Raw genomic sequence first — 12,319 nt, forward strand, 5'->3', positions numbered from 1 at the left:
AACCAAACGTTCAGAGTCGAACAGATACAAGCACAAGCGAAGGTTGAAATCATGACGCGCAGCCCCGACACGGACGCCCTCTCCCGGGTCAGCGCGCACGCCGTGCCGCCGTACGGCACGGCCGTGCGAGCCGCGGAATTCCGCGGTCCGCTGTATGCGGAGTGGGGTCCGGCGATGCGCGCAGAGGCGTTGCGCGGGAGTGTCGGTGAGCTCACTGCCGAGGCACTGCGCGAACGAGTCGGAATCCCCTCGATCGAGCGCCGCGACGTGTGGGAGGACGTGGATCCGATCACGATCGAACGCATCAGCGTCGCGGCCGCGGAGACCCACGGCCGCCCCTGGGTCGATGCGCTCGGCTCTCTGTTCGCCCGCTACGTCCGCGACGGCGACCGCGCGACGTACGAGCGCGCGGTGTCGGATCGGCAGGAGCGACTCACCCGTGCGGTGATCGCCGCCGCGGTGACCGATGACCCGATATGGATCGACGAGGCGGCCGACGGTGCCGTGGTGCTCTGCGAGCAGAGCACCTGGTCGCTTCCGGCGCACGACGACGCGCACGCCCGGCGCGGCTTCGTGCTGCCCGACGTCGCCGCGCCCTATCTGGACCTCGTCGCGGGCGAGATCGTGGCGCAGTTGGCGGTCGCGGACCGGGTGCTCGGCCCGTGCTGGGACGAGAGCTGGCCCGGGCTGCGCGAGCGCATCCGGCACGAGGCCGAGGCGCGCGTGTTCACCCCGTTCGAGACCCGCGACGACCTGTGGTGGCTGGGGTACTGGCGCGAGGTCAACAACTGGAACCCGTGGATCGTCGGCAACGTGCTGCTCGCCGCCGTGCTGCTGCTCGACGACCCCGAGCGCGTGGCGCGCATACTCGCGCGGGCTCTGGACAGCCTCGACCGCTACGTCGCGGAGTTGCCCGCCGACGGGGCCATCGACGAGGGCGTCGCGTACTGGTGGAACGGCGCGGGGCGCATGCTCGAGATGCTCGACATCGTGGCCGCGATCACCGACGGCGGGCTCGACGCCACTGGGATCCCCGTGGTCGCCGAGACGCTGCGGTTCCCGATGCGCATGCACCTCGGCGGGGACTGGTACGTGAACGTGGCCGATGGCTGGGCGCGCTCCCGCGGGCACGAGCCGTGGCAGCTCCCGTTCCGCTGGGGGAGTCTCACCGGCGATACGAGCGTGACCGCGTGGGCGCGGGCCGCACGCCGGCCGGGGCAGCCGGTGGCGGAGGTCGCAGGCGGGCTGCCGCGCCTGGTCCGCGCGCTCGCCGACACGGCGTGGCGGGACGCCGTGCCGGCCGCCGCCCCGCTTCCCGCCGCCGTCTGGCTGCCGTCGGTGCAGGTGCTGGTGCGCCGTGCCGAGGCCGGTTCGGCCGCCGGGCTCGCGCTCGCCGCGAAGGGCGGCACGAATGACGAGAACCACAACCACAAGGACCTCGGATCCTTCCTCGTCGCCGCGGGCGGCCGGCAACTGCTCGTCGACGTCGGCAAACCCACCTACACCGCGCAGACCTTCAGCGCTGAGCGGTACCGGGTCCGCGCGATGCAGAGCGGCTGGCACAGCGCGCCCGCCCCCTACGGCCTGGAGCAGGGTGAGGGGCCGGGGTTCACAGCGCAGGTGATCACCGCGCCGCAGGGTGAACCGGGCCCGATCCCGCCCGTGGGCGAGGCCGCCGTGCTCGAACTGGAGCTCGCGGCCGCCTACCCGCTCGCAGCGGGCGACTCCTGGCGGCGGACGTTCCGCTTCGACGCATCGGGATCCGCCGGCGGGACGGAGCGCATCGAGGTCGCCGACCGGTGGCGACTGAGCGAGGACGGCGCGCACCGGATCCACGTCATCGCGGCGGGGGTGGTCACGCCGTCCGGCGACGCCGTCGAGGTCGCCGCCGACGGACACCGGATCCGCATCGCCGCGGACGATGGGAACGCACCGGTCGCGCCCGCGCTCGAGGTATGGGAGCTGGACGATCCCGAGCTCATCGCCGTGTGGGGTCCGCGGCTGACCCGCCTCGTCTACGACGTCGGCGGACGGGCCGGCTCGTTCACGACCGTGATCGAGGAGCTGTCGTGAGCGGGCGGGATCCGCTGTTCGCGCTGCAGCGCCGGGAGCGGATCATGGACGAGATCCGCGAGCACGGCTCCGTCAGCGTCTCCACGATCGCGGCGCACCTGGGTGTGAGCGAGCTCACGATCCGGCGCGACATCAACACCCTCGCCCAGCAGGGCCTCGTCACGCGCGTGCACGGCGGAGCGACCCTGCGCAGCAGCCTCGAACCCGGGCTCAGCCCCGTGCTCGCCGGACACGACCCGGCCGTCACCCGCTACACGATCGGCATGGTCGTGCCCTCTCTCGACTACTACTGGCCGCCCATCGTGCACGGCGCGAGGGCCCAGGCCGCACAGCTGCGTGCCCGGCTGCTCCTGCGCGCATCGACGTACGAGCTGCGCGACAACCGCCGCCAGGTCGAGGCGCTGCTGAACACCCCGGGCCTGCACGGGCTCATCGTCGCCCCCGACACCTTCGGGGAGCAGGCGATCGAGATGCTGGAGTGGCTCGACGCGCTGCCGGTGCCCGTCGTGCTCGCGGAGCGCCGAGTGCGCTCCGCGGCCGCGGCGCCGCATCTGGACTCGGTGGTGTCGGACCACACCGCGGGCGCCGCGCTCGCCGTGCGGCACCTGCATGAGCAGGGCCACGAGCGGATCGGGCTGATCACCGAGACCGAGCGGCCCACCGGCCGCTACGTGCGGCGCGGGTGGGAGAGCACGCTGCGTTCGCTGGGGCTGCCGACCGACGCCGCCTGCATCAACGGCGTGCGCTTCGACACCGCGGGCCGTGAGCGCGCGATGGACGACGCGCTGCAGGTCATCACGGACACCGGCACCACGGCCGTCATCGTGCTTCCGGATCCGCAGGCCCTCGCCCTCGAGCAGCATGCGCTGGACCGGGGGATCCGGGTGCCGCACGACCTGGCGATCGTGGCCTACGACGACGATGTGGCCCGCTTCGGCGACCCCGCGATCACCGCCGTCCGCCCGCCCAAGCGGCACGTCGGTCGCGAGGCCGTGAACCTGCTCATCGCCCGGCTCGAGGCCGGGAGCGGCCGCCCCGCGTTCCGGGTGAAGCTCAGCCCTGAGCTGCATGTGCGCGAGTCCTCCCTGCGGCCGAGCATCGCGACTCCGGCGGATCCCGTCCCGCTCGCACCCGCACCGACCGCCGCCCGCACGAAGGAGACCCCATGACCGCGTTCGACCCCGCCCGCCTGATCCTGCCGCCCGAGGACCGTGCGCTCTCGCCGCGCACCGGATGGACCCGCGATCATTGGGCGGCCATCGCCGACCATCTGCTGCTGTCGCTGCGGCCGTACTTCACGCCCACACGCAGCCAGGTGCGCCTGCCAGGGCCGACCAGCAGCAGCGGCGCGGACAGCGACGGCCTGGAGGGCTTCGCGCGCTCGTTCATGCTCTTCGCCTTCCGCCTCACCGGGGAGCGCGGGGAGGATCCGCACGGCTTCCTGGACTGGTACCGCGACGGGCTGGTCGCCGGCACCGACCCGTCGAATCCGGAGCGCTGGATCCTGCCCGCCGAGCAGGCGCAGGCCGAGGTCGAGGCGGCATCGATCGCGCTCGGACTGCAGCTCACCCGGCGGTGGCTGTGGGATACGCTCGACGCCACCGCGCAGCAGTGCATCATCGACTGGCTGGCCCTGAACCCGGTGGGCTGGTACCCCGACAACAACTGGCTGTGGTTCCGGATCACGGTCGAGACGTTCCTCGCCTCGGTCGGCGGACCGCACGAGCCCGCGCGCATCGCGGCCGATCTCGCCCGCATCGAGGACTACTACCAGGCCGACGGGTGGTGGGCTGACGGAACATGGCGCGCCTACGACTACTACTGCGGCTGGGCGATGCACCTGTATCCGCTGCTGTGGGCCGGATCCGAAGGGGCGGAGGGGTTCGGATCCGGCGCGCTCGCGCCCGTCTTCAAGGCCCGGCTCACCGAATTTCTCGACGACTACGCGGCGCTCATCGGGGCGGACGGGATGCCGGTGCTGCAGGGACGCAGCCTCATCTACCGGTTTGCGACCGCCGCGCCGCTGTGGATGGGCGCGGTCTCCGGCGCCACCCGGCTGCCGCCAGGACTGCTGCGCCGGGCGGCCTCGGGTGAGCTGCGCACCTTCGTGGAGCGCGGGGCGATCGATGAGCGCGGCCTGCTCACGATGGGGCTGTTCGGCGAATGGCCCGCGATGGCGCAGACGTACTCCGGCGCGGGCTCGCCGTACTGGGCGTCGAAGGGCTTCCTCGGACTGGTGCTGACCGCGGACCACGAGGTCTGGACGGCCGTGGAGGAGCCGCTGCCGATCGAGCAGGGCGACGTGCGCCGCGTTGTCCGTCCGGCCGGCTGGCTGGTCAGCGGCACCGCGGCCGACGGCGTCGTGCGCGTGATCAACCACGGCGCGGACCACGCCTTCGAAGGGGATCGCATCGGCGACTCGGCGCTGTACGCCCGGTTCGGCTATTCCAGCGCGACGCTGCCGCCGCTCACCGGCGCGACCATCGACGACCCCGCCGACAACATGGTGGGCGCCCTCGATGCCGCAGGGCGCTCCACGCATCGCACCGGGTTCGCCCGCGGTGCGATCGGCGACGACGGCATCGCGGCGTTCGCGACGTCCGTGGCTGACGCGCACTGGGTGGACTCGAGCGCCGACGGCGCCGGGTACGACCACGGATCCGGACGTGCGGGGGTCGTCACCGACGGACCGCTGCTCGCGACGGCGAGCGTGGTCCGCGGCTCGTGGGAGGTGCGCGCGACCCGGCGGCTGCCGCGCGAGGGCGTCGCTGCGGCGCCGCTCCCGGTGCGCGTGAGCGGGTGGCCGCTGACCGGTTCGACCGAGGCGGTCGTGGAGCGGGACGACGCCGCGATCGCGCTCGACCTGGACGGGCTGCGCTCCGAGCTGTGGCCGCTCGCGGGGATCGGCGGCGGTGCGGTCGCCGCGTCGGTGCGCACGGAGGCGGGCGTCTCGCCGATCGGCGAAGTCGTGTCGATCCCCCTGCTCGACTTCGGGGTGGTGGGCGAGGGTGACGTCGTGATCGCGGCAGTCCGCCTGGGTCGCGGATCAGAGCAGGCGCCCTCGGCGCGTGCGGTCGCGACCGACGGCGGCGACGCGATCCTCGAGGTGAGCTGGCCCGACGGCGCGGTGAGCGCGGTGCGGATCGGCTGAGATCGCGCGGCGGCCGACGGTCCGGTCAGCCCGCGGTCGTGAGGCGGATCGCGTTCGCCCAGGGATCCTCGAAGGCGAGCGTGCGCCCGTCGTCGCGCACGGGGACGCCGAAGTGCGTCATGCGCTCGGCCACGGATCCGAGGTCGTCCGCGGTGGGCAGCGTGATGTCCACGCGGCCGAGGCCGAGTGCCGGGGAGCGCCGGCCGGCGCCCGCGCTGTTCCAGGTGTTCATCGCCATGTGGTGGTGGTAGCCGCCGGCGCTCACGAACAGCGCGGATCCGCCGAGCTCCGCCGTCGTCTCGAATCCGAGTCGCTGCACATAGAACTCGCGTGCGGAGGTCACGTCGCCGACCGAGAGGTGCACGTGACCCACGGTCGCGCCGCCGATCACCGGATCCTCGGCGGCGGACTCGGTGAGGTGCTCACCCAGGAAGGCGTTCGGATCCAGGTACAGGGTGTCCATCTCGATCCGGCCGTGCGCCCAGCTCCACTGCGTGCGATCGCGATCCCAGTACAGCTCGACGCCGTTGCCCTCGGGATCCGTGAAGTAGAAGGCCTGGCTCACCAGATGATCCGCGCTGCCGGTGAAGGTCCCGGGGGCGCGCTGCGCGACCGAGTACAGCGCAGCGGCCAGTGCCGCCTGCGTCTCGAACAGGATCGCGGTATGGAACAGACCGGCTGCGCGCGGTGCCGCGTGCCTCAGTTCGGGGCTGTGCTGCAGGATCACCACCGGCGTGGTTCCGCGACCCAGCACCACCCGGTCGCCTTCGGCCGACAGCACCCGCAGCGTGACCGCGTCGCGGTAGTACGCGGTCATGGCGTCGAGGTCGGCGACGAGCAGGGTCACCGCGCCCATCGCGGTGTCGGCGGCGAGGAGATCGGAGCGGGAGGATGTCACTGTCTATGCAACCGAATGGACCGGGGATCCATTCCGGTATGGACCGATCGCCGGGCGCGCACCGCGCGGTCTCACGACCGGAGCGCGGCCTCCCAGCGCGTGCCCGTGGCGAGCAGCCGGGGCAGGCCGGCCACGAACCCGCGGCGGGGGAGCGCGCTCATCATCGCGCTCTCGGCGGGCAGGCGCCGCTGCTCGCCACGGCTCAGCCGCTGCAGCGCGTGCAGCAGGGCGAGCGGGTGCGATTCGAGGGCGCTGTGCCCGTTCTCGATCTCGACGAGCACCGTGTCCGGCGCGGCCTCGGCCACGCGCTGCGCCACGGCGGCCGGGGTGCGCAGGTCACGGGATCCGGTCAGCAGCACGGTCGGCCAGTCGAAGTCCGCCGCCGCGGCGGTCAGGTCGAAGGGCTCGCCGGCGAACCGGGGGAACCGGTCGGCGATCGACGCGTAGGTGAGGGAGGGGTCGAGGACGGATCCGTCCGGATCCGGACCGAATCCCAGCTCGCGGAAGGCGATCGCGCCGACGAGATCGAACTCGTAGAACCCGGGCACGTGCGCCTCGGACTCGCCCTTGTCGACGTACGCCTCCAGCGCAGACCACACCGAGCCGCGTCCGGAGGAGCCTCGACCGGGCCGACGACCGCTGTCGCCGGCGCGCCGCGCGCCGCGCACGCGCTGACGCAGCAGCGGCTCGAGCAGCCCCTCGCCGCCCAGCTCGTAGGCCGCGCGCAGCACGCCGAGGAGGATCCGCGGATCCGATCCGTCGTCCAGCAGCTCGCGCACCGACGCGGCGATCCGGGCGTCCCCGTCGACGAACAGCTCGCGGATCATCGCCCGCTCGGCATCGCGATCCGCGACCGACTGCAGGGCGGAGTCCAGCAGCATCCCGGCCACGCGCTCCGGGTGACGGGCGCCGAATCCGGCCGCGACGTAGCTGCCGTAGGAGGAGCCCGAGATGTAGGCGCGGCGCACGCCCTCCGCATCCAGCACGGCGGCGAGGTCGTCGATCACGTCGACCATGCGCATCGCCGACAGCGGCAGGCTGTGCCCGTCGAGTTCGGCGCGGGACAGCCCCACGCCACGGTGCTCCATCATGATGACGTCGAGCCCGAGGGCCGCGGCCCGCCGCCGGAAGCGTCGATAGGGGAGCACGGATCCGAGCCCGGGTCCGCCCGGGATCACGACGATCGGCAGGGACGAACGCGGTCCGGTGCGCACATACGCCAGGTCGAATGCGGGCGCGGTCGGCGTCGCGGGGCGGCGCACGCGGCGCACCCCGCGCATAGAGGCGGCGAGCAGGCGCGGCAGCGCGCTGGGAGCCCGCGTCCTGCGCCCCGCCTCGTTCTTCACCGTCGCCATGCCTCGATTATGCGCGGGTGTGTGTAGGCGGGCGCTGGCCGGAACCTATCCGTGGGCTAAGGCAGCCCTCGGGGCGGACACGGGCCGACGCGAGGATCCGTCCCCGAGGAGGACGTTCCCGACGCGCTCAGTGGTCGCAGATTGCGGTTCCCCGAGTGCAATAACCGCAATACGCGACCACCGAGCGGGACGCGACCGAGGCGCCCGGGCGCTTCGACAGGCTCAGCGACCGGGCGTGACTCAGGCTCCGGGCTTCCCCATCGCCTCCACGGCGTCGTCGGCCTCGGTCACGATCGCGGCCATCGCCGTCGCTGCAGCCTCGGGGTCGCGTGAAGTGATCGCGGCCGCGACGTCCTGATGCAGCCGCAGGGCGGTCTCGTCCGCGCGGTGCGGCATGAGCGCGTGCGCGGTGCGTCCGTGCAGCAGCTCGGCGACGACGTCGGCGAGACCGGCGAGGTAGGGGTTGCCCGAGCCGCGCAGCACAGCCGCATGGAAGTCGATGTCGTGCTGCAGGTAGACGGGCTCGTCGGCCCTGTCGCCGTGCTCGACCATCCCGAGCACCGCCTTCACGAGCGCGGCACGGTGCTCCGGACCGGCCTGGGCGGCGGCGAGCCGGGCGGCGAGCGGCTCGATCGCGGAGCGCAGCTGGCTGAGCTCGTGCAGGGCGCGGAGCCGGCCGGATCCGTCCAGCCGCCAGCGGATCACCTCGGGGGCGTACGGGCTCCACCGATCGGCGGGCAGCACCTCCACCCCGGCGCGGCGGCGCACCTCGACCATGCCCATGGTCTCGAGCACGCGCACCACCTCGCGCATCGCGGACCGGGACGCGCCGAACTCGGCGGCGACCTCTGCGGTCAGCAGCCGGGCGCCGGGCGCCAGGTGTCCCTCCACGATGCGCACGCCGATCGTGTCGAGCAGCCGGCGGTGCTGCGCGGAGGCCGCCTCGCGGGTCCCTTCTGCCATGAAGCCCATTATGGCGATAGCCCGGCAAGATGACGTGCGAATGAACTGTAGAAGGGCTTATTGAGGACCTCTGCTTGATTAAGTCCTACTTATCATTTACGCTGAAGCGAAATCTCTCCGCCAGACCAAGGAAGCTCATGGCCATGTCATCGAACCTGCTCGCCGCCGTCCCCGGGACTCTCCTCTCGGCCGCCGATCCCGTTCCCCCCACGACGACCGCCCCGGAGTGGGTGCTGATCCTCGCTGCGCTCATCGGCATCGCGACGATCGTGGTGCTCATCACCTGGGTCAAGCTGCATCCGTTCCTCTCCCTCGTGATCGGCGCACTCGTCACCGGTCTCGTCGCGGGCATGTCCGCCACGCAGACGGTGCTGAGCTTCACCAACGGCTTCGGATCCACCGCCGGAGGCGTCGGCGTGCTGATCGCCCTCGGTGCGATCTACGGCAAGCTGCTGGCCGACTCGGGTGGCGCGGATCGGATCGTGGACACCCTGATCTCGAAGGCGAGCGCCGCGGCGCTGCCCTGGGTCATGGGTCTGGTGGGTGCGCTGATCGGCCTGCCGATGTTCTTCGAGGTCGGCCTCGTGCTGCTCGTGCCGGTCATCATCCTGGTCGCCCGCCGCTCCGGCGTCTCGCTCATGAAGATCGCGATCCCGACGCTCGCGGGCCTGTCCGCCATGCACGGTCTGGTGCCGCCGCACCCCGGGCCGCTCGCCGCGATCGGCCTGATCGGCGCGAACCTCGGCGTCACCCTCGCGTTCGGCGTGCTCATCGCGATCCCGACCGTGATCATCGCCGGCCCGCTGTTCGGCCGCCTCGCCGCCCGCTGGGTGGATGTGCCCGTGCCGGCGCTGTTCGAGACGGCGGAGGACACCGCGCAGCCCGGTGACACCGCGGCGGTCCAGGCCCGCAGGCGGCCCAGCTTCGGCGCGACGCTGTTCAGCATCCTGCTGCCGGTGATCCTGATGCTGCTCGCCGCGATCGTCGACATCGTCGCTCCGACCGACACCTCGGCCGTGAAGGGCATCATCGACTTCCTCGGCAAGCCCATCATCGCGCTGCTCATCGCCGTGGTCGTCGGCATGGTCGTGCTGGGTCGCGGCGGCGGCATGAGCTCCCAGGAGGTCGGCGCCTCGGTGTCGTCCTCGCTGCCGGCGATCGCGGGAATCCTGCTCATCGTGGGTGCGGGCGGCGGCTTCAAGCAGGTGCTCGTCGACTCCACGATCGGCACGGTGATCGCACACGCGATCTCGGACGTCGGCGGCGCGCTGCCGGTGGTGCTGTTCTTCGCCTGGCTGGTCGCGGTGCTGATCCGCGTCGCCACGGGATCCGCCACCGTCGCGACGATCACCGCCGCCGGGATCATGCAGCCGCTGGTGCACGACCTGCACATGTCGGCGGGCGGATCCGCTCTTCTGGTCCTGGCGATCGGAGCCGGTTCGCTGTTCCTCTCGCACGTCAACGATGCAGGCTTCTGGCTGATCAAGGAGTACTTCGGCCTGAGCATCCCGCAGACGCTGAAGTCGTGGTCGATCATGGAGTGCCTGATCTCCGTCACGGGCCTCGTCGGCGTCCTGATCATCGGCGCCTTCGTAGGCTGACCGGAGGAGTCGCTGATGTCGCAGAACACACCGCCGACGATCCTCGTGGTCATGGGGGTCTCCGGATCCGGCAAGAGCACGCTGGCCGGAGTGCTGGCGGGGCGCCTGGGCTGGGCGCTGCAGGAGGGGGATGACCTGCATCCCGCGGCGAACGTCGCGAAGATGGAGGCCGGCATCCCGCTCACCGACGAGGACCGCCGCCCATGGCTCGAACTGATCCGTGACTGGATCGTGGCGAAGCAGGAGGCGGGGCAGCCCGGGGTGGTGACCTGTTCGGCGCTGCGACGCAGCTATCGCGAGATCCTGGCCCGGCCCGGAGTGGAGTTCGTGCACCTGAAGGGCACCAAGCACGACCTGGCGGAGCGCCTCGGGCGCCGGCTCGGGCACTTCATGCCGGCGTCGCTGCTGGATTCGCAGCTGGACACCCTCGAGCCGCTCGCGTCCGGTGAAGCCGGCTTCGTCGTGGACGCGGCGCTGCCGGTGCAGGACGCGGCGCAGCAGGTGCTCGACTGGCTCGCGGAGCACGGGACGCCGACCCGGCCCTGACCGAATCGGCACGCGCGTCGGGCTGGGTCGGCGTTGATGGACCCGGTCCGACAAGGCGCAGCCGGCCCCGACGGTGCCACAATGGCCCCATGGGGAACGCGGGCAGCGTGGAGCTCGAGTCGGCCAGGGTGGTCCGGCTCCTGCGCGACTCGATCCTGTCCGGGCAGCGCCGATCCGGCGACCGGCTCATCGAACGGGACATCGCCGAGGAGCTCGCCGTGAGCCGGCTGCCGGTGCGCGAGGCGATCCGGCAACTGCTCGCCGAGGGGATGCTCACCGCGCGCCCGCGCTCTTGGGCCGTGGTCCGTCAGTTCACCGAGGATGACGTGCGCGACATCGCGCAGGTGCGGGACGTGCTGGAGGTCCTCGTGTTCGAGATCGCGGCGCTCCGGCACACGTCGGACGGGATCGCGAAGGTCGAGGCGGCGCTCAAGCGCGAGTACGCCGCCGCGGGGGTCGGCGACGCCGAGGCGGCGCATGCCGCAGCGGCGGAGTTCCACCTGATCATGGCGGAGCTCGCCGACAACGCCACGGTCAACGAGATCCTGAGCATGATGCGCGGGCGCCTGCTGCTGCTGTTCCGCGACCACGACGACCTGATCGCCATGGCGGAGGACCACGCGCGCATCTTCGAGTCGTTCGCGGCGCGCGACACGGCGACGCTGCGACTGCGCGTGCAGCGTCATCTGAGGGCGGGCACCGAGACGGCCCTGCGCAAGCTCGCCGAGTACAACGCAGAGACGGCCGCGATCCGTGCGCGCGCCGCGGCCCGCCAGGAGGCCTCCGTCGCCGGCGAGTGACCGATCAGCGTGGCGACATCGGGGTCGTCGTGTCGATCGCCTCGCGCAGCGGGTGCCGCATCGGCCCCCAGTAGCGCACCGGTGCGAGCCGCACCAGCGCATCCACGAGGCGGGTCTCCCGCCCGATCAGCGTGCGAGCCCTGCGCCGCAGCGTGGCGCGCACGATGCGCTCGGCCGCGTCCGCGGGCTCCATGTGGTACATCGCGGCCTGTGCGGCGGCGGCGCGGCCGGCCACCCCGGGGTCGATCGACGAGGCGTAGCGCCCGTGCAGGATGATGCCCGTGCGCACCCCCGAGGGGTAGATCGCACCGACCGTGACCGTCGATCCCTCGAGCTCGTGCATGAGCGCCTCGGAGAACGCGCGCACCGCGAACTTCGTCATGGAGTAGGGGATCCGCCCGCCGGGCGAGGCGATCGCGTAGATGCTGGCGATGTGCGTGATGTGCGCAGCGGGGGCGCGACGCAGGGCCGGCAGCAGCGCCTTGGTGATCGAGACCGTGCCCCAGAGGTTCACATCCATCAGCCAGCGCATCTCCTCCATGGAGAGTTGGTCGAGGGATCCGAGCATCGAGGATCCGGCGCACGTGATGAGCGTCTGCAGCTCGGGGTGCGCGGCTTCGACGTCTTCGCCGACGGCGGCCACGGCGTCGTCGTCGCGCAGGTCGACCGGATGCACCGTCACGGTGGTGCCGGTGGCGCGCAATTCGTCCGCGATGCGGGCCAGGCCGACCCGGTCCCGGTCGATGAGGGCCAAAGCCGCGCCGCGGCGCGCGAGCGCTCTCGCGGTGTCGGCACCGATGCCGTTGGCGGCGCCGGTGATGGCACTGCTGCACCCTGATGCGTCGAGAACGGGCAACGCTCCTCCTACCGCTGCGCCCTCGCACGCTTCGTCGCATGCGTCGGGTGGGCGCAGACGCTTGTCCCATCCTGCC

The 12,319-nt window shown here is 72.2% G+C and carries 10 protein-coding genes; 6 read left to right on the forward strand and 4 right to left on the reverse strand.

The genetic code is table 11. The annotated features are described in order from the left end of the window. The first annotated feature begins 51 nt into the window (after positions 1-51). From ACTJI8_RS19220 to ACTJI8_RS19230, 3 genes are read left to right on the forward strand one after another with little or no spacing between them, the layout of a single operon-like run. Complete coding sequence (locus ACTJI8_RS19220; protein ID WP_440735040.1) at positions 52-2,073, forward strand: hypothetical protein; 2,022 nt, start codon at positions 52-54, stop codon at positions 2,071-2,073. Beyond that, the gene (locus ACTJI8_RS19225; RefSeq protein ID WP_440735041.1) at positions 2,070-3,242 is read left to right on the forward strand and encodes a substrate-binding domain-containing protein; all 1,173 of its coding nucleotides are present in this window, start codon (positions 2,070-2,072) and stop codon (positions 3,240-3,242) included. The genes ACTJI8_RS19220 and ACTJI8_RS19225 overlap by 4 nt, the downstream gene beginning before the upstream one ends. After that, on the forward strand, positions 3,239-5,224 hold the full coding sequence (locus tag ACTJI8_RS19230; RefSeq protein ID WP_440735042.1) for a DUF2264 domain-containing protein: 1,986 nt from the start codon (positions 3,239-3,241) through the stop codon (positions 5,222-5,224). The genes ACTJI8_RS19225 and ACTJI8_RS19230 overlap by 4 nt, the downstream gene beginning before the upstream one ends. Positions 5,225-5,249: 25 nt before the next feature. Here the strand turns inward: ACTJI8_RS19230 and ACTJI8_RS19235 are convergent, their stop codons facing one another. The 3 genes from ACTJI8_RS19235 to ACTJI8_RS19245 all read right to left on the reverse strand — a co-directional run bounded on the left by ACTJI8_RS19235 (position 5,250) and on the right by ACTJI8_RS19245 (position 8,440). Then, positions 5,250-6,080 (reverse strand): VOC family protein, encoded by an 831-nt coding sequence (locus ACTJI8_RS19235; RefSeq protein WP_440735080.1) that lies wholly within the window; start codon positions 6,078-6,080, stop codon positions 5,250-5,252. A gap of 113 nt (positions 6,081-6,193) precedes the next feature. Next, positions 6,194-7,477, reverse strand: coding sequence for an alpha/beta fold hydrolase (locus ACTJI8_RS19240; protein ID WP_440735043.1), 1,284 nt, complete (start codon positions 7,475-7,477; stop codon positions 6,194-6,196). A 240-nt stretch (positions 7,478-7,717) separates the two neighbouring features. Beyond that, complete coding sequence (locus ACTJI8_RS19245; protein WP_440735044.1) at positions 7,718-8,440, reverse strand: FadR/GntR family transcriptional regulator; 723 nt, start codon at positions 8,438-8,440, stop codon at positions 7,718-7,720. A gap of 143 nt (positions 8,441-8,583) precedes the next feature. On the opposite strand from ACTJI8_RS19245, the gene ACTJI8_RS19250 reads away from it, so the two are divergent. The 3 genes from ACTJI8_RS19250 (at position 8,584) to ACTJI8_RS19260 (ending at position 11,387) form a co-directional block, all read left to right on the forward strand. Then, positions 8,584-10,041 carry a GntP family permease gene (locus tag ACTJI8_RS19250; RefSeq protein WP_440735081.1) on the forward strand — a complete coding sequence of 486 codons (1,458 nt, stop codon included), beginning with the start codon at positions 8,584-8,586 and terminating at the stop codon, positions 10,039-10,041. Positions 10,042-10,056: 15 nt separating this feature from the next. Further along, positions 10,057-10,587, forward strand: coding sequence for a gluconokinase (locus ACTJI8_RS19255; protein WP_440735045.1), 531 nt, complete (start codon positions 10,057-10,059; stop codon positions 10,585-10,587). Positions 10,588-10,676: 89 nt separating this feature from the next. Further along, the gene (locus tag ACTJI8_RS19260; protein WP_440735046.1) at positions 10,677-11,387 is read left to right on the forward strand and encodes a GntR family transcriptional regulator; all 711 of its coding nucleotides are present in this window, start codon (positions 10,677-10,679) and stop codon (positions 11,385-11,387) included. A gap of 4 nt (positions 11,388-11,391) precedes the next feature. On the opposite strand, the gene ACTJI8_RS19265 is transcribed toward ACTJI8_RS19260, so the two are convergent. Next, positions 11,392-12,243 (reverse strand): SDR family NAD(P)-dependent oxidoreductase, encoded by an 852-nt coding sequence (locus tag ACTJI8_RS19265; RefSeq protein WP_440735047.1) that lies wholly within the window; start codon positions 12,241-12,243, stop codon positions 11,392-11,394. Between the last annotated feature and the right edge of the window lie 76 nt (positions 12,244-12,319).

Origin of the sequence: Microbacterium sp. 22303, from assembly GCF_052045265.1 — a bacterium.
In the GTDB taxonomy this organism is placed as follows: Bacteria; Actinomycetota; Actinomycetes; order Actinomycetales; family Microbacteriaceae; genus Microbacterium.